18 protein-coding genes are annotated in these 21518 nt (G+C 63.2%); 12 read left to right on the top strand and 6 right to left on the bottom strand.

What is annotated here, in order from left to right:
• Positions 1–70: 70 nt before the first annotated feature.
• Entirely contained in the window at positions 71–328 is a 258-nt protein-coding gene (locus AADW18_RS13185; protein ID WP_337343853.1) for a GlsB/YeaQ/YmgE family stress response membrane protein, read from the bottom strand.
• A 210-nt stretch (positions 329–538) separates the two neighbouring features.
• On the opposite strand from AADW18_RS13185, the gene AADW18_RS13180 reads away from it, so the two are divergent.
• The 10 genes from AADW18_RS13180 (at position 539) to AADW18_RS13135 (ending at position 9843) form a co-directional block, all read left to right on the top strand.
• The gene (locus AADW18_RS13180) at positions 539–1135 is read left to right on the top strand and encodes a 4'-phosphopantetheinyl transferase superfamily protein (RefSeq protein WP_337343852.1); all 597 of its coding nucleotides are present in this window, start codon (positions 539–541) and stop codon (positions 1133–1135) included.
• Positions 1136–1379: 244 nt separating this feature from the next.
• The gene (gene rsmG / locus AADW18_RS13175) at positions 1380–2027 is read left to right on the top strand and encodes a 16S rRNA (guanine(527)-N(7))-methyltransferase RsmG (protein WP_337343851.1); all 648 of its coding nucleotides are present in this window, start codon (positions 1380–1382) and stop codon (positions 2025–2027) included.
• 193 nt (positions 2028–2220) lie between these two features.
• Positions 2221–3018: an AAA family ATPase gene (locus tag AADW18_RS13170; protein ID WP_337343850.1), complete on the top strand. Its 798-nt coding sequence runs from the start codon at positions 2221–2223 to the stop codon at positions 3016–3018.
• Positions 3018–3917: a ParB/RepB/Spo0J family partition protein gene (locus AADW18_RS13165; RefSeq protein WP_337343849.1), complete on the top strand. Its 900-nt coding sequence runs from the start codon at positions 3018–3020 to the stop codon at positions 3915–3917. The genes AADW18_RS13170 and AADW18_RS13165 overlap by 1 nt, the downstream gene beginning before the upstream one ends.
• 206 nt (positions 3918–4123) lie before the next feature.
• Entirely contained in the window at positions 4124–4849 is a 726-nt protein-coding gene (locus tag AADW18_RS13160) for a glycosyltransferase family 2 protein (protein WP_337343848.1), read from the top strand.
• 1 nt (position 4850) lies between these two features.
• A complete protein-coding gene (locus AADW18_RS13155) occupies positions 4851–5192 on the top strand; it encodes a lipid-A-disaccharide synthase N-terminal domain-containing protein (RefSeq protein WP_337343847.1) in 342 nt (113 codons plus the stop codon).
• A 190-nt stretch (positions 5193–5382) separates the two neighbouring features.
• The gene (locus AADW18_RS13150; RefSeq protein ID WP_337343996.1) at positions 5383–7134 is read left to right on the top strand and encodes a DUF885 family protein; all 1752 of its coding nucleotides are present in this window, start codon (positions 5383–5385) and stop codon (positions 7132–7134) included.
• A 352-nt stretch (positions 7135–7486) separates the two neighbouring features.
• A complete protein-coding gene (gene rpmB, locus AADW18_RS13145; RefSeq protein ID WP_145704052.1) occupies positions 7487–7723 on the top strand; it encodes a 50S ribosomal protein L28 in 237 nt (78 codons plus the stop codon).
• A 13-nt stretch (positions 7724–7736) separates the two neighbouring features.
• Positions 7737–7901: a 50S ribosomal protein L33 gene (gene rpmG, locus AADW18_RS13140; protein WP_027070918.1), complete on the top strand. Its 165-nt coding sequence runs from the start codon at positions 7737–7739 to the stop codon at positions 7899–7901.
• A 526-nt stretch (positions 7902–8427) separates the two neighbouring features.
• Complete coding sequence (locus AADW18_RS13135) at positions 8428–9843, top strand: FAD/NAD(P)-binding protein (protein WP_337343846.1); 1416 nt, start codon at positions 8428–8430, stop codon at positions 9841–9843.
• Here AADW18_RS13135 and AADW18_RS13130 read toward each other — a convergent pair.
• From AADW18_RS13130 to AADW18_RS13120, 3 genes are read right to left on the bottom strand one after another with little or no spacing between them, the layout of a single operon-like run.
• Complete coding sequence (locus AADW18_RS13130; RefSeq protein ID WP_337343845.1) at positions 9789–10370, bottom strand: gluconokinase, GntK/IdnK-type; 582 nt, start codon at positions 10368–10370, stop codon at positions 9789–9791. The two genes, AADW18_RS13135 and AADW18_RS13130, sit on opposite strands and share 55 nt — an antisense overlap.
• Positions 10367–12742, bottom strand: coding sequence for a glycosyl hydrolase family 65 protein (locus AADW18_RS13125; RefSeq protein ID WP_337343844.1), 2376 nt, complete (start codon positions 12740–12742; stop codon positions 10367–10369). Before AADW18_RS13125 ends, AADW18_RS13130 begins: the two co-directional genes overlap by 4 nt.
• On the bottom strand, positions 12739–14034 hold the full coding sequence (locus AADW18_RS13120) for an MFS transporter (RefSeq protein ID WP_337343995.1): 1296 nt from the start codon (positions 14032–14034) through the stop codon (positions 12739–12741). The genes AADW18_RS13125 and AADW18_RS13120 overlap by 4 nt, the downstream gene beginning before the upstream one ends.
• Before the next feature lie 250 nt (positions 14035–14284).
• Here AADW18_RS13120 and AADW18_RS13115 point away from each other — a divergent pair, with 250 nt between their 5' ends.
• On the top strand, positions 14285–17740 hold the full coding sequence (locus tag AADW18_RS13115; protein ID WP_337343843.1) for a PAS domain-containing hybrid sensor histidine kinase/response regulator: 3456 nt from the start codon (positions 14285–14287) through the stop codon (positions 17738–17740).
• A 15-nt stretch (positions 17741–17755) separates the two neighbouring features.
• Here AADW18_RS13115 and AADW18_RS13110 read toward each other — a convergent pair whose 3' ends face one another.
• Complete coding sequence (locus AADW18_RS13110; RefSeq protein WP_337343842.1) at positions 17756–18424, bottom strand: response regulator transcription factor; 669 nt, start codon at positions 18422–18424, stop codon at positions 17756–17758.
• A 98-nt stretch (positions 18425–18522) separates the two neighbouring features.
• Here AADW18_RS13110 and AADW18_RS13105 point away from each other — a divergent pair, with 98 nt between their 5' ends.
• Positions 18523–18972, top strand: a complete 450-nt coding sequence (locus AADW18_RS13105) for an endonuclease domain-containing protein (RefSeq protein WP_346842730.1) — start codon at positions 18523–18525, stop codon at positions 18970–18972.
• Positions 18973–19154: 182 nt separating this feature from the next.
• Here AADW18_RS13105 and acs read toward each other — a convergent pair whose 3' ends face one another.
• Positions 19155–21098, bottom strand: a complete 1944-nt coding sequence (gene acs / locus AADW18_RS13100) for an acetate--CoA ligase (protein ID WP_337343841.1) — start codon at positions 21096–21098, stop codon at positions 19155–19157.
• Between the last annotated feature and the right edge of the window lie 420 nt (positions 21099–21518).

Genomic DNA, 21518 nt, shown 5'->3' with positions numbered 1-21518 from the left:
AACCGGGCCTTTGTTTTGCCACGAACCTTGGGTGCGTCTCGTAACGCGCACGCGGCCGCAGCTAAACCATCTACCTCGCTCGTCCGCGGGTGAAAAGATTGACGATCAATAGCAATACCACCGCACCGATGAAGGCCGTGATCAGAAACCCAACCCAGCCACCGCCCAGGCCCAGTCCTAACGTTGGCAACAGCCAACCGCCCAGAAAACCGCCGATGATGCCTACCACGATATTCAAGAGCAGGCCTTGCGAGGAATCGCGTTTCATCACGATGCTCGCCAACCAACCCGCCACGCCGCCGACAATCAGGTAAATAAGAAAGTTCATGCGCTTTGTCTCCTTCCTTTGTGGACATTCCCCTTACCTCGGGGTGCACTTGGGTCAACTTTTACTTGCGTGAAATGCTTGTTAAAGAACGCTCGTTAAAAAATGACACGTGGGGTGACGTCCTGTCGGTTGTGATACATAGCGCGATTCGCGGCGATTTGCACGCCGTGGCGCATCAGGTCACGAAAATCCTCAAGTAAAAGGCGCAGCATGTTCGAACCACCTTCCGCCTCAGCTGACTGGACGCTTCACGGCATTCAGCTGTGGCTGCGCCCCCATATCGCCAGGCAGCGCGGTGAACCGACCGCGCGCACGGTGCTGGGGCCGGCGTTGGGAGTGGAGCCTTCCTCGTTACCTATCGAGAGGGACGAATGCGGTCGTCCACATCTGCGCGGGACATTCGAGAGCCATGACATCGGCTGGAGCCATAGCGGCGATGCGTTGCTGATCGCACTGGGCGATACGGTCGAACTGGGCGTGGACGTCGAACAGCTCCGCCCGCGCCCCCGCGCAATGGACATCGCGCAACGCTTCTTCCATGCAGATGAGGCGGACTGGTTGCGGGTACACGAGGAGGCGGACCGGGATTTCGCGTTCTTCCGTCTTTGGTGCGCCAAGGAAGCCGTGTTGAAAGCGCACGGTCAAGGCGTGTCGTTCGGAATGCACCGGCTGGTTTTCGCCGAACGCAACGGCAAGCTGATGCTGGACCGTTGCGACGCCGCATTGGGGCAAGCAGGCGACTGGACGCTGGATGACTGGGCGCCCAAACCCGGTTACCACGCTGCGCTGGCATGGCGCAGGCGTTGACGCGCCCCGACAGACCTTACTGAGCTCTGACAGGAAGAGCTCGCGGCGGGGACGCCGCTCCGCGCCCCGGTAGCCCTTCGCCGCGCACGATCAAAAGCGCGCCGCAGCGCGTCCGGGTGGTGAACGCTTGGGCTTCGATTGCTCTCGGTTTTTATCGCGGTCTGGGGGGAAGAGCTCGCGGCGGGACGCCGCTCCTACAAAGGCGAATTCTCCCGACGAGCGAGGCCCTGCGATACTGTGCACGATGAACGAAACCACTTTACCTGCCGACCTGCGCGATACCCTGCACCGCGGCCTGATTTCGCTGGGCCTGGACGCGGATGCGCTGGGGCCGCGCCTGCTCGACTATCTGGCTTTGCTGGCGCGCTGGAATCGCACCTATAACCTCACAGCCGTCCGCGACCCGCGCGAGATGGTCACCCGGCACTTGCTGGATTCGCTGGCCATGCACGGCCATGTCGAATCGGGCTCGCTGGCCGATCTGGGCACCGGCCCCGGGCTGCCCGGCATACCGCTGGCCATCGCCAAGCCGCAGCTGCAGGTAACGCTGGTGGAAAGCAACGGCAAGAAGGCGCGATTCCTGCGCGAGGCCGTTCGCACGCTGGGCCTGGGCAATGCACGCGTGGCGGAATCGCGCGCCGAGGCGTTGGACGAACCCGCGGGCTACGACGCGTTGACGGCACGCGCGCTGGATGTGCTGGCCGGCATCATCGAGGTCGGTGGCCACCTGCTGAAGCCGGGCGGCCGGCTGCTGGCGATGAAGGGCGTGCGCCCGGACGAAGAAATCTCGTTACTGCCGGCCGGATGGACCATGGAAGCCATCCATCCGCTGACCGTCCCCGGGCTGGTGGGCGAGCGTCATCTGGTGGTGGTCAGGCGCGATCCCGCCTGATCGCGGTGGCATGCATTACCGTGCTCGCGAGCAGGTAACCGATTGAAATACCTGGCGCGAACTTGTTTCCCTGGCAACGCCGTCGCCAGGACGGGCGCCGCATGAATACTGTCGGCAAACCCCGATTTCGCAGAGCCGGCCCCGACCCCGCATAATCCCCTACCCACCCACGTTTCCACGAGGCGCACCACGCATGGCCCGCATCATCGCGATCGCCAACCAGAAAGGCGGCGTCGGCAAGACCACCACGGCGGTCAATCTTGCCGCGGCCTTGGCGCGTGCGCCGCAGCGGGTATTGCTGGTGGACCTGGACGCCCAGGGCAACGCCACGATGGGCAGCGGGGTGGAAAAGCGCGACCTCGAAGCCTCCACTTGCGACGTGTTGTTGCAGGAGATCGAGGCCAAGGCCGCCATCGTCACCGCGCCCGAAGGCTTCGACCTGCTGCCCGGCAATATCGACCTGACCGCCGCCGAGGTCCAACTGATGGACATCGTCGGCCGCGAGCTACGCCTCAGGACAGCGCTGGAACCGCTGCGCCCGGATTACGACTTCATCATCATCGACTGCCCGCCGGCGCTGTCGCTGCTGACCCTCAATGCGTTGACGGCAGCCGATTCCGTACTGGTGCCGATGCAGTGCGAGTACTACGCGCTGGAAGGCCTTAGTGCGCTGATGGAAACCATCGAGGCCATGCGCACGCGCCTGAATCCGAAACTCGAGATCGAAGGCGTGCTACGGACCATGTTCGATATCCGCAACAACCTGGCCAACGCGGTGTCGGGCGAACTGACCACGCACTTCGGCGACAAGGTCTTCCGCACCATCGTGCCGCGCAACGTGCGCGTGGCCGAAGCGCCCAGCCACGGCCAGAGCATCGTCGGCTACGACCGCACCTCTCGCGGCGGCGTGGCATACCTGGGTTTGGCTGGCGAGATCCTGCGCCGCCAGGCTGACCGCAAGAAACAAGAAAAGAGAATGGAGCACGCTTGATGAGCGCCCCCAAGAAGCGCGGCCTGGGCCGCGGCCTGGAAGCCCTGCTCGGTCCCAAAGCCGCTGAAACGCCCCCGCCGGAAGCACAACCGGGCGAAACCCTGCGCAACCTGCCGATCCGCCACCTGCAGCCGGGCAAGTACCAGCCGCGCACGTCGATGGACCCGGGCAAACTCAGCGAACTGGCCGAATCGATCAAGGCCCAGGGCGTCATCCAGCCCATCGTGGTGCGCGAACTGTCGCCGGATAAATTCGAAATCGTTGCCGGCGAACGCCGTTGGCGCGCGTCGCAGGAAGCCGGACTGACCGAAGTGCCGGTGGTGGTCCGCGACCTGGACGATCGCACCGTCATCGCGATGGCGCTGATCGAGAATATCCAGCGCGAAGATCTCAATCCGCTGGAAGAAGCGCAGTCGCTGCAGCGGCTTATCAACGAGTTTTCGCTGACCCACGCCGAAGCCGCCGAAGCAGTCGGCCGGTCACGCGCTGCCGTGTCCAACCTGCTGCGTCTGCTGGAGTTGCCGCCTGCTATCCGCGCATTGCTGGAAGCACGCCGCCTGGAAATGGGCCATGCGCGCGCGCTGCTGACGCTGTCCCCGGAACTCGCCAGCAAGCTGGCGTCCGACGCGGCCGATCAGGGCTGGTCGGTGCGCGAAGTGGAGCACCGCGCGCAGCAATTCGCCGCGGGCAAGGTGCCGGTCAACAGCAGGAAAGCCAAGCCGGGCAAACCGACACCTCAGGCTGACATCGCCTCGCTGGAAACCGAACTTTCCGAATTCCTGGGCACCAAGGTCACCATCGCCCACGGCCGTGGCGGCAAGGGCAAGCTGATCATCCAGTACAGCGACCTGGACACCTTGGATGGCGTGTTGGAGAAGTTGCGCCCGAAAGCAGTCTAGCGACCGCGCGGAACCGTTTTCCTCGGCGCATCTTTGCGATGCATAGGTAACCGACCTGTCTCACATTTAGTCAGGGCAACACGCTTAACGGAATTCCGGCATGGCGTCATGGACAATGCGCCGCCGGACGGATTGCCTCACGCTGAGGGAACAGCACGCGATGCTGTCCCGCGTCCGCTTTCGTCCACTCTTTTTCTATTGTCCCGATGAACCCAGCGCCCGCACTCTCCGTCGTCGTACCCGTCTTCAACGAACGCGACAACGTCGTACCACTGGTCGAAGAAATCGTCGTCGCGCTGCGTACCAAGTGTGACTTCGAGATCATCTACGTCGACGACCATTCGCGCGATGACACGCTGGCGGTGCTGCAGTCGCTGAAAGCGACCGTACCGGAATTACGCGTTCTGCATCACATCCAGCAAAGCGGGCAAAGCACCGCGATCCGTACCGGCGTGAAGGCTGCACGTGGCGCCTGGATTGCCACCTTGGATGGCGACGGACAAAACGATCCGGCCGATATTCCCAAGCTGATCGCCGCGCGCGATGCTGGCGATCCGCGAACCAAGCTCTACGCGGGCTGGCGTGTCAATCGCCAGGACAGCGGCAGCAAGCGCTGGGCGTCGAAGTGGGCCAACACCATTCGCTCGAACATGCTCCGCGACGCCACGCCGGATACCGGCTGCGGCATCAAGCTGTTCGAACGCGAGGCCTTCCTGGACCTGCCCTATTTCGATCACATGCACCGTTACCTGCCCGCGCTGATGCAACGTGCTGGCTGGCAGACCATCAGCGTGCCGGTCAACCATCGCCATCGCACCACCGGCGTGTCCAAGTACAACAATCTCAACCGCGCGCTGGTGGGCATGCGCGATCTGCGCGGCGTCGCTTGGCTGATCAAGCGCAGCAAGCGCACCGCCGTGCAGGAAGTTTGAGATGGAGGACGGCCTGCTAAACCAGGAAATTCTCTGGCTGAGTTGGACCGGCCTGCATGTCACCGGCTGGAAGCTGATCGGCTACACCGGTGCATTGATGTTCGGCGGACGCTGGCTGGTGCAGTTCATCGCCTCCAAGCGCGCACGCAAACCGGTGATTCCGCGGCTGTTCTGGTACATGAGCGTGGTCGGCAGCCTGATGACGCTGAGCTATTTCCTGTTCTCGGCCAAGCAGGATTCGGTAGGCGTACTGCAGAACCTGTTTCCCGCGTTCACCGCGCTCTACAGCCTGTACCTGGATATCCGCCACCGCGGTTGGAAGCGGGACAAGGCAGAGCATTAGCGGCGGCTAGCGAAATGATTCGTCATCCCAGCGAAAGCTGGGATGACGGCCTGAGATGTTCGGTGATCTGAAGTGATCTCTTTCGATTAAGTCACCAACATCCCCAGCACTAGCCCCCGCCCACCGTTGTAATACCATCCGCTCTCCGCCGACTTCCGGAATCGCCGTCTTGAAGCGCTACTGCCTAGTCCTGCTGCTCGTCCTGGCCCCGCTGGTTCAGGCCCAGACCCTTCCATCCGCCCCTACCACCGCGGACCAGCGCTTTCAGGCGATCTACGAGAAGGAGTGGAAATGGCGGCAGGAGCAGACCGGCCAAGCCGACGAGGATGCCGATGGCAGCGGCAACAAGACCCGTTTGCCCGATGTGGATGCCGCTTCGCAAGCCGCCCGGCTGAAAGTCTGGGAGCAGGTACTGCGCGATCTGGATGCCATCGATACACACGCGCTTTCGACGGATAACCGCATCAACCTGGCCATCTATCGTCCGCAAGTGGAAAACCTTGCCGCCGAAGTGCGGCTGCGCACGTACGAGATGCCGTTCAATTCGGATTCGTCTTTCTGGTCCAACCTGTCGTTCATGGCACGCCGTCCACTCAAGACGGCTGATGACTACCGCGCCTATGCCGCGCGCCTGGCCGACGTGCCCCGCTATTTCGGCCAGCAGATCGACAACATGCGCGCCGGTCTGAAGCGCGGCTTCTCGGTACCGCGCGCGGTACTCGATGGCCGCGATGTCTCGATCGCCACGGTGTCCGAGCTGAAAGACCCGGAAACCTCGTCGTTCTACGCGCCCTACAAGAAGATGCCGGCCAGCATTCCGGCCGCGGAACAGGAACAGCTGCGCGCCGAGGGCCGCGCCGCCATCCGTGACCGGTTGATTCCGGCGTTCGGCACCTTGCTGACATTCTTCCGTCAGGAATACGTCCCGCAGGCACGCACCACGCTGGCCGCGGAAGCCATGCCTGACGGCGAAGCGTTCTACCGCCAGCAGATTCGCGAGTACACCACGCTGGACTTGTCGCCGGACGAAATCCACGAGATCGGGCTGAAGGAAGTCGCCCGGATCCAGGCACAACAGCAGGAAATCATCCGGCAGCTCGGCTTCAAGGGCAGCTTCGCCGAGTTCCTTACGTTCCTGCGCACCGATCCCCAGTTCTACGCCAAGACGCCGCAGGAGCTGCTGGACCGCGCCGCCTGGATTTCCAAGCGCGTGGATGGCGAAGTGGGCAAGTACATCGGCACCTTGCCGCGCGGCCGTTTCACCATCATCCCGGTACCGCCGGAGATCGCGCCGTTCTGGACCGCCGGCCGCGGCGGCGTGGGCACCTATTGGCTGAATACCTACAACCTGCCTTCGCGCCCGCTGTACAACCTGCCCGCGCTGACTCTGCACGAGTCCTCGCCCGGCCATTCGCTGCAAGGCGCGCTGGCGCAGGAACAGGGTGAACAACCCGCCTTCCGTCGCGAGAACTACATTTCGGCCTATGGCGAAGGCTGGGCGCTGTACACGGAGAAACTGGGCAAGGAGATGGGCATCTATGAGACGCCCTACGAGGATTTCGGCCGCCTGACGTATGAGATGTGGCGCGCCTGCCGCTTGGTCATCGACACCGGCGTCCACCACAAGGGCTGGACCCGCGACCAGGCCATTGCCTACTTGCGCGACCACAGCGCCCTCAGCGAACACGAGGTCGTCACCGAAGTCGACCGCTACATCTCCTGGCCGGGGCAAGCCCTGAGCTACAAGCTGGGCGAGATCGCCATCGTGCGCCTGCGCGAAGAGGCCGAACGGGCGCTGGGCGCCCGATTCGACATCAAGGCCTTCCACGACGCCGTGTTGAAGCAGGGTTCCGTCCCGCTGCCGGTCCTGGAGTCCCAGATCCGCGAGTTCATCGCGGCCAGCCAGGCAGGTAGCGGTGGAGCCAAAGCCGTCGCGCCGTAACGACGGCATTTTTCGTAGAGCGGAGCTTGCTCCGCTGCTTTCTCGTTTCAACCTCCCACCCGTGAACGCATTCACGAAGAGCAGCGGAGCAAGCTCCGCTCTACGCCGGCTGCCTTTTGCGCCGCAGACCGGGCCGGGGCCCGGTCTAAGTGCTTGCGGCGCAAGGGAAACCCGGGCATAATGCGCGGCTCGCTGCGTCCGGCCCGTCCGGATTTGCGGCCGGAAACGCGATTCCGGCTTGTGTCTGCAGCGGTTTACCCCCTGAATCGCGTGGCGTTTGTCCTGTCTCAGGCCGCGCCGGGGCCGCCGTCTTCCTGGCCAAGGGAGGCAAAATCTACCTTCGAGGTGCGTAATGTCCCGCGTATGCCAAGTTTCCGGCAAGCGTGTGCAGACGGGTAACAACGTCTCCCACGCCAACAACCGAACCCGCCGTCGCTTCCTGCCCAACCTGCATGAACGCCGTTTCTGGGTCGCCAGCGAAAACCGCTGGGTCAAACTGAAAGTTTCCGCGCATGCACTGCGCACCATCGACAAGAACGGCATCGACGCCGTCCTGGCCGAGCTGCGCGCCCGCGGCGAAAAGGTCTGAGGAGTAATCAAACATGGCTTCCAAGCGCGACAAAATCCGTCTGATCTCCTCGGCCAACACCGGCCATTTCTACACCACCGACAAGAACAAGAAGAACACGCCCGGCAAGATGGAGATCAAGAAGTACGATCCCGTCGTCCGTAAGCACGTGATCTACAAGGAAGGCAAGATCAAGTGACGCTTCGGCCCGCACGCGCATAGCGCGAGCGGCCTTGCCGAATCGTCACCCCGGCGCAGGCCGGGGTCCAGCGACTCAAGCCCCTAAGTTCTGCAAAAAGCCCGCCTCCAAGCGGGCTTTTTGTTTTGCGGATCCGGCATTGAGTCCGAATTCCCTTCCTCGTCTGGGGCGAAGAGACACGCTTGCGAATCACCGATGCGCATGCCGATGGGTGCCCGAGCTGTGGAAAGGTCGTGAACAGGTAGGAGCGCCGTCCCGGCGCGAGCTCTTCGCTTTTATTGTCAGCCGACAGAAGGAGCTCGCGGCGGGACGCCGCTCCTACGGTAGCCCCGCTCAGCTTGGTGTAGCCACCTAAAGGCAAACGCTGATCACCAGCACGAATTCTAATTTTTTGGTTTGGTCCGCGATGGCTTTTCGACATTAGCCGTGGCGACGACACAGTGAAAAACATCACCTAACTGTTCGCCCAAGCGAGTCATGCCCCATCGTCATAAGCGCAAATCATGTATCGCTTAAAATACCCGCCATGACGAGCACCCAGAACGAAAACATTTTCGATCTCGCCATCATCGGTGGTGGTGCGGGCGGTGTGCTCGCGGCTATTCACGCGTTGCGCATGGCGCAAGCGGCGACACGTATCGTGCTGATCGAGCCGGCTGTGCACTTGGGCGAAGGCGTGGCCTACGCCACCGGCTATGGCGAACATCTTCTCAATGTTCCCGTCCGCCGCATGAGTGCGTTCGACGACGCACCCGAAGACTTTCTTGATTACATGATGGAGCTGTCAGGTGGCGAGGTCGATCGCGCGGCGTTGGCCCATCAGTACGCGGAGCGCCGGCTTTACAGCCGATATCTGCGTGACCGTCTTGAGCGCTCGCGCGCAGCCAGCACCGCGACGTTGCAGGTCGTGCACGAACGCGTTGTCGGCTTGAATGAAAACGGCAATGTGTTTCAGCTTCACCTGCAGGGCGGCGGAAGTTTGTCCTCGCATGGTGTAGTGCTGGCGGTAGGCAATGCCTCCAAGCCGCTGCCGGCGAGAGGTGCGGGTAGTTTGCCGCCGGGCATGGTGATTTCCGCCTGGGATTTCGATGCGGTGAAAGCCATTCCCGTCAATGCGTCGGTATGCATCGTCGGTTCCGGATTGAGCATGGTCGACAGCACGCTCAGCCTTGCCGGCAACGGTCACCGCGGAAAAATCCATGTGCTGTCCCGGCACGCATTGCTGCCGCTGTCGCACAGCAAGCATGCGGTCGCCGATTTCGATGCGCAGGAACTGCTAGCGATGAACCTGCGTCAGCGTATGCGCTTTCTTCGCACCCAAGCGCACGTTGCCGTGGCGCAGGGCTTGCCTTGGCAGGCGGTAATGGAACGCATCCGGCCTCTGGGACAGTCTTTGTGGCAGTCGTTGTCGGTCGCCGATCAGCGTCGCTTTCTGCGCCATGTGGTGCGCCTATGGGACGTGCACCGTCACCGCATCGCGCCACAGGTGCATGCCTGCATCAAAGAGCTGCAAACGAGCGGCCAATTGCAGCAGCACCGTGGCCGGCTGGATGCCGTCATGCCCGCCGGCGCATGCGTTCGCCTGGTGGTGCGGCAGCGCGATGGCCACGATCAACCGCTCGACGTGGATCGCATCATCAACGCCACCGGCGTGGAAATGCGGGCGCAGACCATGCGCAATCCGCTGCTGCTGGAGCTGCTGGGCAGCGGACATGCGCAAGCCGGGCCGCACGGCATCGGCTTGCGTACCGACCGCGATGGCGCATTGCTGAATGCACAGGGTCAACCGCAACCGCGGCTCATGGCTATCGGCAGCCTGCGTATCGGCTGCCTGTGGGAGAGCATCGCGGTGCCGGAACTGCGCGGCCAAGCCGAAGCGGCTGCACGTCAGTTGCTGCGATCCTGGCCCGTGCTGTCGGAAGACACCGCAGCGGCACGATAGGCCTCTATCGCTGCGACGGCTGCGGCGATCATCTGTGCCGGCGGCGGCGCGATATCGACCGGCAGCACATCGGGTTCGGCTTCCGGCGTTTCCAGCGTTTCGAACTGGCTTTCCAGCAGCGACGGCGGCATGAAGTGGCCGGCGCGCGTGCCCAATCTCTGAGCAATAAGTTCCGGCGCGCCACGCAGGAACAGAAACAGCAGGCGCAGGCCACTGCCTATACGCAATTGCATCCGATGCGCGGCGCGCAGGCCGGAAAAAGCCAATACCACTCGCTCGCCGCGGCCTGCATGATCGCGTAGCGCCGCAGCCAGCGCTGCCACCCATGGCACACGCATTTCATCGGTCAATGGTTGCCCGCTGGCCATGCGGGCACGCGCCTGCGGGCTATGAAAATCGTCCGCGTCCAGATAACGGGCGCCATAGTGTTCGGCCAACGCGCGCGCCAGCAGCGATTTGCCGCTGCCGGACACGCCCATCACCACGATTGCCTGCACGGGCGTCAAGCTGTCAGCGGCACTCGTCATCGGCTCACCGGCAGCGTGACTTGCACGCGATAGCGGCAACCGGCTTCGATCGCGCCGATCGCAGCTTCCGCCATCGCCATGCCATCGACGCTCACCGTTACGCCTTTGCAATCCGCTTCACGACGGAACTCCACCTCGAATTCGGCACCACGGAAACGGCGCTGCACACGCGCATGCGTCCAATGCGGCGGCAGTTGCGGCGAGATGCGCAAGACATCGCCATCGCCACGCAAGCCAAACAAACCCTCGATCACGCAGCGATAAACCCAAGCCGCCGTGCCGGTGTTGAACAATTGGCTGGAACGGCCGGCGCTATCCGGATACTGGTACCACGCACCGCGGTAGTAGTTGGGTACGAATACCGGCAACTGGCCGCGCCGCAGATAATCCTGCAAATCCGGCCCGGGCAGCATTTGCCGCAGCAACCGGTAAGCGCGATCTCCATCGCCGACCTGATACAGGCTGTGGATGTAGAACGCAGCCGCATGGTTGTAGACCGATCCGTTCTCGGCCGAGCCGGGAAACTTCTGCGTCAACCGACCGACATCATCACGCATGCCGGTGTAGGCCGGCGCCAGCATCGTCACGCCGTATGGCGTTTCCAACTGCGCTTCCACCGCGGCGAGCAAGCGCGACTGACGCTCCGGATCCGCCGCGCCACTGAGCATCGCCCAGCTCTGCGGATTGAGGTAGATACGGCCTTCGGTATCGCGCGCGACGCCGAACACGACGTTGTCGTCGGTGATGCCGCGCGCATACCAATCGCCATCCCACAGGTGCGTATTCACTGCAGCATTGGCGTGTGCGGCACCGGTTCGGAATTCGACTGCCGCGTCCGCGCGGCCATGGCGTTCGCAAATGCCAGCCCACAGCGTCAACGCGTGCGCCGTGGCCAGGGTCAGCCAACCCGATACGCCCTTGCCGCGGTAGCCGACCATGTTCATCGGATCGCACCAATCACCCTGGGCGATGAAGCTCAGGCCACGTTCGTCGCGCGCCGCCAGCAGCCAGCGCATCGCGGCGGATATCCGTTCGAATACGGTCGCGGTGGCACCATCGCTGCCGGTCACCGGTTCGTCCAGCAGTGCGCTGTCGCCGGTCTCGTCCAGGTACGGCTGCAGACAGACCGGCAGCCATACGCAATGGTCGGTATGCGGAATCTGGTTGATGTACTTCAGCTCGGCGCCTTCGATAAGCAGGATGCCATCCGGCATCGCGCCACTGGCCTCCTGCTGCGACAGCGCCCGCAGAATCGCCTGGCGTGTGCTCTGCGGCTGCACGTAGGCCATGCCCATGTGATCCTGCAGATAGTTGCGTGTCTGCGGGTCGGTGGTCAGCCGGTTGGCGTCGCCGTGGTAGTACACCTGCCGCGGCAGCCAATGATTGACGAAGTGATCCAGTGCCGGCTCGGGCGTTTCGATCCGAAGACAGCCGCGACCTTGTCCCAGGTAGTGCGCATACGCGGCATCGGCCGCAGCGAATCCTTCCGCCGACAGATGGCGCGCACGCAATGCGGCGATTTCATTCTCATCGTGCGCTGGACCGAACAGGAAGCGGAAGTGCTCGTCCGCGCCGTCGGCAAGCGCCAGCCGGTACTGAAGTGCTGTCGTCGGCATTTCGTAGTGCGCCTCACCACCGGCCAGCAGTGGTCCCTGCAAGGCGCTGGGCGCGTGCAGGCCACCCTCGCCTTCGAACGCCGCCTGTCGGGTCTCCCAGCCGTCCGGTGCGCGCTCGTGCAACAGGAAGGTCAGATCCTTGAAGTCGCGATTCTTGAAATAGTCCTCGACGCGCTGGTACGGCGTGACGCTGGCACAGACGATGCCGCCCAGGGCGGACCGGTAACTTGCCGACTGGTTCATCCACGACATATAGCCGACCGGGAAGTACGGATAGACGCTGATCCGGCGCGCGCGTCCCGACAGGTTGCGCACTCGCAGCGACCACAGCTCGACCACGTCGTCGGTCGTCAGCTGCAATGACGCTTCAATCAGCAAGCCGGCGTGTTGAACCCGCCAGCCGATCCGTCCTGGCTCGGCGATGAACTCGAACGTCTCGGCCAGTGCGCGCACCGGCTCGTATGGCACCGAGAACAACGCGCCGTCGTCTTCGTCCTTGATGTAGAAGAAACGGCCCGGATGATGGGCGTAGTACGGCTGCTCCGGCTGCATGAACGTGCGCGCCTCCAGGTTCGGCGCATGCGCGTACTTGGCGGGTTCCGGCTGCATGAATTGAGCGGTGGCGTAACCGCGGCAATTGATCTGAACCATCATCCTCCGGTTCCACAGGAACGCCGATGCCAGCGGCATCGCCGTCGGCGTGGACAAGCTCACCCGTGCGCCGTCGTCACCCGCGGTGATTAGCGGCACGCTCATGGCTGCACCGCCTTGCGCGCCAGCAACTCGCTCTGTATCTGCGTCAACCGCGCGTTATCCAGCGGATAGAAACGCATCGTGAAGGCGGCGATGAACGCCACCACGCCTGGAATCACTGTCAACAACAACACGATGCCCATCTGCGACGCGTCCGATTGCGCCTGGTTGGCGATATAACCCATGCCTGCCAGCATCCACGCGATGATTGCGGACGCGAGCGCCCCGCCCAGTTTCTGCGAAAACGTCGCCGCCGCGAACGTCATCGCAGTCGCGCGCCGTCCCATCTTCCACTCGGTGTAGTCGGCGGTGTCGGCGTACATCGAGAACGCCAATGGCGATTTCGGTCCCAGTGCCAACCCTATCAACGTGTTGAGCACGAACATCACGCCGATTGCGTCCGCGGGAATAAAGAACATGGCGCAACTGAGTACGCCGACCGTGGCCATCAGCAGCACCATCAACCGCTTCTTGTCGATGTGCCGCGTCAGCAGCGGAGTGATCGCCGCGCCGATCGCCAACGCGACCGAGTAAACGCCAAGGAATTTCCCGGTCAGGTCCGGACGCTGCACGAAATACTTCATGTAGTACACCGCCGCGCCGCCGCGCATGACGATGGTCACCATGATGATCAGCGCCAGCGCGAACAGCACCATCCATGCCTTGTTGTTCAACAGGTCCTTCACGTCCTGCTTTATCGCGCTGTTCTGCTGTGGCGGCGGCGAGATGCGTTCGCGGGTGGTCAGGAAAACGGTGATGAACAACGCCGCGGCGGCCACGCCATAGACGGCCATGGTCAGCTGCCAGCCGAGCGGCTCGTCGCCGCGGCCCAGCCATTCGACCATGTCCAGCGTGCAGTAGTTGACGATGGCGGTGCCCGCGAACGCGGCGATGAAACGGAAACTGATGAGCGTCGTGCGCTGCTGGCTGTCGCCGGTAATGACGCCGGACAATGCTGAGTACGGTGTGCTAAGCACGGTGTACGCCAGCATCATCAGCGAGAACGTCACGTAGCCCCACAGCAACCGGGCACCGCCCTCGACGGCCGGCACGGTGTAGGTCAGCACGCCGGTGACCGCCATGGGCAGCGCCGCATACAGCAGATAAGGGCGGAACTTGCCCCAGCGGGTGCGGGTACGGTCGGCGATGGCGCCCATCATCGGATCGGTGATGGCGTCGATGATCTTGGTGACCAGGATCATTGTCCCGACAGCGCCCGCGGCCAGCCCCATCACATCGGTATAGAAGATCAGCAGGAACGAAGAGATGTTGGCCCAGTAGAAGTTGAATCCCATGTCGCCGATGCCGTAGCCGATTTTCTCGCGCAGGGGCAGCGGCGCGTTCGGGGATTCTGTCGTCGAGGTCACGGTTCGTGTGCTCCTGGGTTCCGGCGGATGGCAGACCCTCATTGCGGAGCGTCGCGGTGCCGTATGGGTATGCGAGCTTCCCCGATCCCGCGCCCAGCGGCAAGCTGCTGACGCACGCTTCCGCGCGCCGCCGAGCCCCGCAGTACACTGGCACCGCAGAGCAATGGGGAGGACAACCTTGGTTTCGAGCTGGCTCCTGTTGCTGGTATCGATAGGCTATGCCGCGCTGCTGTTCGGCGTGGCGTGGTGGGGCGACCGCCGCCCGATGTATCCCGACCGGCCGTGGCTACGGCCGGTGGTCTACAGCCTGGCGCTGGCGGTCTATTGTTCTTCGTGGACGTTCTACGGCGCCGTGGGCAGCGCCGTACGCAACGGTATCGGCTACCTGCCCATCTATCTGGGCCCCGTGCTGTTGCTGTTGTTCGGCTGGCGCATCATTGAGCGGCTGGCGCTGATCGCGCGTAGCGAGAACACGGTCTCCATCGCCGATTTCATTTCCTCTCGCTATGGACGCTCGCGACGACTCGCTGCCCTGGTAACGGTGATCGCGCTGATCGGCGTGGTGCCCTATCTGGCCCTGCAGTACAAAGCCGTGGCGATGAGCCTGAACGTGCTGACCGGTCAATCGGGCGATTCCCCGCAGGGCTTCTTCTCCGATCCGGCGTTGTATGTCGCGTTGTTGATGGCGCTATTCGCCGCGCTGTTCGGCACGCGCCAGGTGGATGCCACCGAGCACCACCACGGCATGATGCTGGCGATAGCGCTGGAATCGGTGGTCAAGCTGGTGGCGATGATCGCCATTGGCGTATTCGCCTATTTCTGGCTGGAAGGGCACTCCATCCACGTCGCCGACTCGGCGCGTACGCTGTTCGAGAACTCGCCGCCGGTCGGCTTCATCACCCAGACATTGCTGGCGTTCCTGGCCATCGTCTGCCTGCCCCGCCAGTTCCATGTCGCGGTGGTGGAATGCGGCGACGTCAGCGATATCCGCCGCGCGCGCTGGCTGTTCGGTGTCTACCTGGCGCTGATCTCGGTGATGGTGGTGCCGGTCGCGGCGGCGGGCATGGCGTTGTTCGGCAACGGCAGCAGCGTGGCCAACGACAGTTTCATCCTGGCGCTGCCGCTGGCTGAAGGGCGCAACGCGCTGGCGCTGGTCGCCTACGTCGGCGGTTTTTCGGCCGCGACCGGCATGGTCATCGTGGCCAGCATCGCGCTGGCGACGATGGTCAGCAACGACCTGGTCATGCCGGTACTGCTGCGGCGTGGCTGGGCGGAGCATCACGCCGAGGCGGACGTCGCTTCGCGCGTGTTGTGGATTCGCCGCGTGGCCATCCTGCTGCTGGCGCTGACTGCGTACACCTACTATCGCAGCAGCAGCAATGACAGCACGTTGGCCTCGTATGGCCTGATGGCGTTCGCGGCGGTCGCGCAGTTCGCGCCCGGCCTGATCGGAGGACTGTACTGGCGCGGTGCCAGCCGGCGCGGCGTGGAAGTCGGCATGGTGCTGGGCTTCCTGACCTGGATCTACACGCTGTTACTGCCAACGATGACCCAGGCCGGCTGGATCGGATCCGACTGGCTGCAAAGCGGACCCTTCGATCTCGCTTGGCTGCGGCCGCAGCAACTGTTCGGCCTCACTGGCTGGGACCCGCTGACGCATGGCAGCTTCTGGTCCTTGCTGCTGAATACCGGCGCGATGATGATCGTGTCGGCGCGTTGGCGCCCCGGTGTCGACGAGCGCCTGCGGGCCGCGCCTTTCCTGGATCCTTATGCGCAGCGCCCTGCCCTGGTCGCTGGCGAGTGGCCGGGCAACGTGCGTGTCGGCGACCTGCGCACGCTGGCCGAACGCGTGGTCGGCGAGCGTCATGCGCGGCGTGCTTTCGCCGAACAAGCCCAAGCTTCCGAGCGCGAACTGCAACTCAACGCGCCGGCCGATCGTGTGTGGGTGCAGTTCACCGAACGCCTGCTGGCCGCCGCTATCGGCGCCGCGTCGGCACGCATCGTGCTGACCAGCGTGCTGCGCGGCTCAGGCATGGAGCTAGGCGAAGTGGTGGCGGTGCTGGATCAAGCCGGCCAGGAGCTGCGCTTCAACCGCGAGATCCTGTCGACCACCTTGGAAAATATCAGCGCCGGCGTCAGCGTCGTGGATCCAGACATGCGGCTGGTCGCCTGGAACCGCCGCTACCAGCAGATGTTCGGCTATCCCGACGGCATGCTCTACGTGGGCCGGCCCGTCGCCGACCTGATCCGCTACAACGCGGAGCGCGGCGAGCTGAGCGAAGGCGACATCGACGAACAGATCAACAAGCGCATCGGCTACATGCGCGCCGGCTCGCCACATGTGTTCGAGCGCGTTCGCCCTGACGGTCAAGTGATCGAGATGCGTGGCCAACCGTTGCCCGGCGGCGGATACGTGACCAGCTACAACGACATCACCGATTTCAAGCGCGCCGAAACGCTGTTGCTGGAGGCCAACGAAACCTTGGAGGAGCGCGTGGCCGAACGCAGCCATGCCGCCGAGATCGCGCAGCAATCGAAGACGCGCTTCCTGGCGGCCATCAGCCATGACGTGTTGCAACCGCTCAATGCCGCGCGCCTGTTCGTTTCCGCTCTGCGAGACAGCGAGCAAGGTGCGGAACAGGAACACCTGGCCGAACGCGTGGATGCCTCATTGCGCGCGGCGGAGGAGTTGCTGGATGGCTTGCTCGATGTTTCCCGCCTGGACGCGGGCGGATTGCGTACCGAGATCAGTGATTTTGACGCCGGCGAACTGCTGCGTGAACTCGCCCAGCAATATGCGCCCGTCGCCGCCGGCCGTGGATTGGACCTGCGCGTGCATGCCCGCCTGATGCCGGTACGCAGTGACCGGCGCCTGTTGCGGCGCGTGCTTCAGAACTTCCTGGCCAATGCGTTGCGCTACACGCGCGACGGCCGCATCGTCCTGGGCATGCGCGCGCGCGATGGCGACGCGGTACTGCAGGTCTGGAATACCGGGCCCGGCATTCCACAGAACCACATGCGACAGATATACGAAGAATTCCATCGTTTCCAGCAGCCGTTCGACTGGGGCGAGCGCGGCCTCGGACTGGGTCTGTCCATCTGCCAGCGCATTTCGCGCCTGCTCAACCACGAACTGGATGCGCGCAGCGCGGTCAACCGCGGCAGCATGTTCTCCATCACGGTGCCGCGTGCGGCTGCTGTTGCCGAACACCATCCACCTATGGAACGGACCGCACCGCCCTCCGGATCGCTTGCGGGCTTGCGCGTGCTGTGCGTCGACAACGATCAGGAAATCGTCGACGGCATGCGCGCGCTGCTCGAACGTTGGCAGGTCGAGGCGCTTACCGCCACCACGGTGGATGAAGCACTGGAAAAGATCGCGGCGGCGCCAACCGTCATGCTAGTGGACTATCACCTGCACGATCGCCTGGACGGGCTGGATACGTTGGACGCGCTACGTGAAGCATGCCCTGGCCCCATCGCTGGTGCGTTGTTGACGGCCGATGGCCGCGACGAGCTGAAACAACTGTCCCGTGAACGCGGTTACCGAGTGCTGACCAAGCCGGTCAAACCCGCGTCACTGCGCGCCTTCCTGGCTGCGCATGCGACGACGCAGGCGGCGACGCCTACGTAGGCCTGGCAACGACGATCAGCCGTCATCTTCCGGGGGCAGCACGATGCCATCCGGATCCACCGCCAAGCGGCCAGCCATCAGCACGGCTTGCGTACGGTTGGTGACACCCAGCTTGCGCAGGATCGCGGTGACGTGGGCCTTGATGGTGGCTTCCGACACATTGAGATCGTAGGCGATCTGCTTGTTCAACCGTCCCGCGCCAAGCATCTGCAGAACCTTGAACTGCTGCGGCGTCAGATCACGCACACGCTGCGCCACATCGCGCTCATCGCTGCCAATGGGAGGAGCGTTGTGCGCCTCCGCCGGCGCCCAGCGTTCGCCATCCAGCACCAGGCCGATGGCCTCGCCGATGGTGTCCGAATCGGCGGACTTGGGAATGAAACCCAGCGCGCCATGATCCAGCGCGCGCCGCATCACCGCAGGCTCTTCGCGCGCCGAGACAATGACAACCGGCAGCTGCGGATGCAAGGAACGCAGGTGCACCAACGCATTGAACCCATGCGCGCCGGGCATGTTGAGATCCATCAACAGCAGATCGGCATCCGGATGCGCATCGGCCAGCACATACAACGCATCGACACTGTCGGCTTCATGCAACACCACGCCCGGCAGCACGCGCTTGACCGCACCGCGCAGCGCTTCGCGGAACAGCGGGTGGTCGTCGGCGATTAACAGTGTCGGCATGCGGGGCTCCTTCCTTGTAAAAGCAAATCCCCCCTGCCCCCCTTTTGCAAGGGGGGTGTATCCGTGGGTCCTGAAATCCCGACGCTTGTTGACCTCCCGTGGTTGTAGGTCTTCAGGCGTTCTTTTCTTACAAGAGAATCGAGATTCCCCCCTTTGCAAAAGAGGGGCAGGGGGGATTTGCTGTATCCATGCTCAGATACGAACGCTATCTCAAGCCCTACTCGCGCCGACTTCGCCGAGACATGACCGACGCCGAGCGGCGGCTGTGGCTTCATATACGCAGGAAACAGTTGCATGGGGTGCAGTTCTATCGGCAGAAGCCGATCGGACGTTACATCGTTGACTTTTACGCACCGGCCGCCGGCTTGGTGATCGAACTTGATGGAGGACAACATTTCGACGCGGCGGGAATGGCGCGCGATGCGGTTCGCGATAGCTATCTTCAGCAGTTGGGATTGCGGGTGCTGCGCTTTGACGACGGACAAACGTTGCTCGAAACCGATGCTGTGGTCGAAGCGATCTGGCAAGAGATTGTCAAAGGACGTTAGGAGCAAATCCCCCCTGCCCCCCTTTTTCAACGGGGGGAAACTTTCGTTAAGCTCACTGAGGTCGCCTAGGAGAGCTGTCCGGGCCGCTACTGCGGCCGGGCATCGCCATGTATTCAGACGAAGTGGGGAATTCCCCCCTTTGAAAAAGGGGGGCAGGGGGGATTTGCTTTTAGCCTCCCCGCTCACTTCACCTTCCGTTCCGCCACCAAAGACTCAACCACGGACGGATCCGCCAGCGTGGACGTATCGCCCAGCTGGTCCGGTGCGTTCTCGGCGATCTTGCGCAGGATGCGGCGCATGATCTTGCCGGAGCGGGTCTTGGGTAAGGCTGGTGCCCATTGCAGATGGTCGGGGGCGGCGATCGGGCCGATTTCCTTGCGCACCCACAGCACCAGCTCTTTCTGCAGTTCGTCGCTGGGCGTTTCGCCGGCTATCAACGTGACGTAGGCATAGATGCCCTGGCCCTTGATGTCGTGCGGGAATCCAACCACCGCGGCTTCGGCGACTTTCGGGTGCGACACCAGCGCGCTTTCCACTTCGGCGGTGCCGATGCGGTGGCCGCTGACGTTGATGACGTCGTCGACGCGCCCAGTGATCCAGTAATACCCATCCTCATCGCGCCGACAACCGTCGCCGGTGAAATACGTACCGGGGTAGGTGCGGAAGTAGGTGTCGATGAAACGCTGGTGGTCGCCATACACGGTGCGCATCTGGCCGGGCCAGGAATCCAGCAGCACCAGGTTGCCTTCGGCGGCGCCTTGCAGTGTTTCGCCATTGGCATCCACCAATGCCGGGCGTATGCCGAAGAACGGCAGCGAAGCCGAACCGGGTTTCAGATCTATCGCACCGGCCAGCGGCGTGATCAGCACACCGCCGGTTTCGGTCTGCCACCAGGTGTCGACAATCGGGCAGCGCGAATCGCCCACCACTTCGTAGTACCAGCGCCAGGCTTCCGGATTGATCGGCTCGCCCACGCTGCCCAGCAGCCGCAGTGAACTGCGCGAGGTTTTCTTGACCGGTGCTTCGCCTTCGCGCATCAGCGCGCGGATGGCGGTGGGTGCGGTGTAGAAGATGGTGACCTGGTGCTTGTCGATCACTTCCCAGAAGCGCGACACCGACGGATAGTTGGGCACGCCTTCGAACATAAGCGCCGTGGCGCCATTGGCCAGCGGCCCGTAGACGATATAGCTGTGGCCGGTGACCCAGCCCACGTCGGCGGTGCACCAGTAGACGTCGTCCTCTTTCAGGTCGAATACCGCTTCGTGGGTATAGCTGGCGTAGAGCAGATAGCCACCGGTGGTGTGCAGCACGCCTTTGGGTTTGCCGGTGGAGCCGGAGGTATACAGGATGAAAAGCGGATCTTCCGCGTTCATGCGTTCCGGCTCGCACTCGGCCGGCTGCGGGTCGACCACTGCATCGAACCAACGGTCGCGCGGCATTTGCATGTCCACTGCGCCGCCCGTATGGCGAACGACCAGCACGGTCTCGACAGAGTTGGTGCCGGGCAGCTTCAGGGCGGCATCGACATTCGCCTTCAGCGGCACTTTCTTGCCGCCGCGCAGTCCTTCATCGGCGGTGATGATCAGCTTGCTGCCGCAGTCGGCCACGCGATCGGCGATGGAATTGGGTGCGAAGCCGCCGAACACCACCGAATGGATGGCGCCGATGCGCGCGCAGGCCAGCATCGCCACGGCCGCATCGGGAATCATCGGCATGTAGAGAGTGACGCGATCGCCTTTCTGCACGCCCAGGTTGCGTAGTGCGTTGGCCAGCTTGCAGGTGCGCTCGTAGAGTTCGCGATAGGTGACGCGGTAGGACGGTGCATCCGGGCTATCCGGTTCGAACAGCAGCGCTGTCTTATCGCCGCGGGTGGCGAGTTGGCGGTCCAGGCAATTGACGCTGGCGTTGAGTTCGCCGTCTTCGAACCAGCGAATGTGGAAGTCGTCCAGGCCGAAGCTGACATCCTTGATCTTGGTCGGTTTCTTGAACCACTGCAGCCGTTCGGCCACCTGCCCCCAGAACGTCTCCGGATTTTCCACCGAGGCCTGGTAGTCGCGCTGATAGTCGTCCTGGCGAATGCTCGCCTTGTCGGCGAATGCCGGATCGACCGGGTAGATATCTGTCATGAGGCCTCCCAAAGACCGCCAAATTTTTTTTATCGATTGGACCTGGCTCTATTGGAGCCCGCTCTATCGGCGCAGGACAACTAGTACGTCCAAGTAATACCGTTTCAAGCCGCACCAATGTGAGCTGGTCGATTTTGACAGGAACACGCGGTTCGCTGCGAATGCGGAGCCGGCGCCTGCCGATTGCGATGGTTGAGTTTGCCGCATTCCATCATGCGGCATCGCAGCAACCGCCTTAGACCTTGGTCGTAAAACGCCGTAGCCATGGTTACGTCCGCAATCGTCACAGGGCCTGATTCACAAGGATTTAGCGCAAGTCGCCCGCGTATACGACTAATGGCGAATAGGCGCGGGCCACGCTCAAGCGCAAGTCTGCCTGGCGGCCGCCCCGCTGGCGGCCCGCGTCCATTTCCGGGAGGG

It is taken from the genome of Pseudoxanthomonas sp. CCNWLY206-1 (assembly GCF_039710385.1).
Classification (GTDB): domain Bacteria; phylum Pseudomonadota; class Gammaproteobacteria; order Xanthomonadales; family Xanthomonadaceae; genus Pseudoxanthomonas_A.
This window is presented reverse-complemented; position numbering and strand designations above follow the sequence as displayed.

Bases quoted from the DNA above. Each gene is read 5' to 3' on its own strand.
- rpmG (WP_027070918.1), top strand. From the start codon at position 7,737: ATGGCTTCCAAGCGCGACAAAATCCGTCTGATCTCCTCGGCCAACACC.
- AADW18_RS13125 (WP_337343844.1), bottom strand. From the start codon at position 12,742: ATGAGCGTGCCGCTAATCACCGCGGGTGACGACGGCGCACGGGTGAGC.
- AADW18_RS13135 (WP_337343846.1), top strand. From the start codon at position 8,428: ATGACGAGCACCCAGAACGAAAACATTTTCGATCTCGCCATCATCGGT.
- AADW18_RS13185 (WP_337343853.1), bottom strand. From the start codon at position 328: ATGAACTTTCTTATTTACCTGATTGTCGGCGGCGTGGCGGGTTGGTTG.
- acs (WP_337343841.1), bottom strand. From the start codon at position 21,098: ATGACAGATATCTACCCGGTCGATCCGGCATTCGCCGACAAGGCGAGC.
- AADW18_RS13170 (WP_337343850.1), top strand. From the start codon at position 2,221: ATGGCCCGCATCATCGCGATCGCCAACCAGAAAGGCGGCGTCGGCAAG.
- AADW18_RS13165 (WP_337343849.1), top strand. From the start codon at position 3,018: ATGAGCGCCCCCAAGAAGCGCGGCCTGGGCCGCGGCCTGGAAGCCCTG.
- AADW18_RS13120 (WP_337343995.1), bottom strand. From the start codon at position 14,034: ATGGGATTCAACTTCTACTGGGCCAACATCTCTTCGTTCCTGCTGATC.
- AADW18_RS13160 (WP_337343848.1), top strand. From the start codon at position 4,124: ATGAACCCAGCGCCCGCACTCTCCGTCGTCGTACCCGTCTTCAACGAA.
- AADW18_RS13110 (WP_337343842.1), bottom strand. From the start codon at position 18,424: ATGCCGACACTGTTAATCGCCGACGACCACCCGCTGTTCCGCGAAGCG.
- AADW18_RS13155 (WP_337343847.1), top strand. From the start codon at position 4,851: ATGGAGGACGGCCTGCTAAACCAGGAAATTCTCTGGCTGAGTTGGACC.
- AADW18_RS13130 (WP_337343845.1), bottom strand. From the start codon at position 10,370: ATGACGAGTGCCGCTGACAGCTTGACGCCCGTGCAGGCAATCGTGGTG.
- rsmG (WP_337343851.1), top strand. From the start codon at position 1,380: ATGAACGAAACCACTTTACCTGCCGACCTGCGCGATACCCTGCACCGC.
- AADW18_RS13180 (WP_337343852.1), top strand. From the start codon at position 539: ATGTTCGAACCACCTTCCGCCTCAGCTGACTGGACGCTTCACGGCATT.
- rpmB (WP_145704052.1), top strand. From the start codon at position 7,487: ATGTCCCGCGTATGCCAAGTTTCCGGCAAGCGTGTGCAGACGGGTAAC.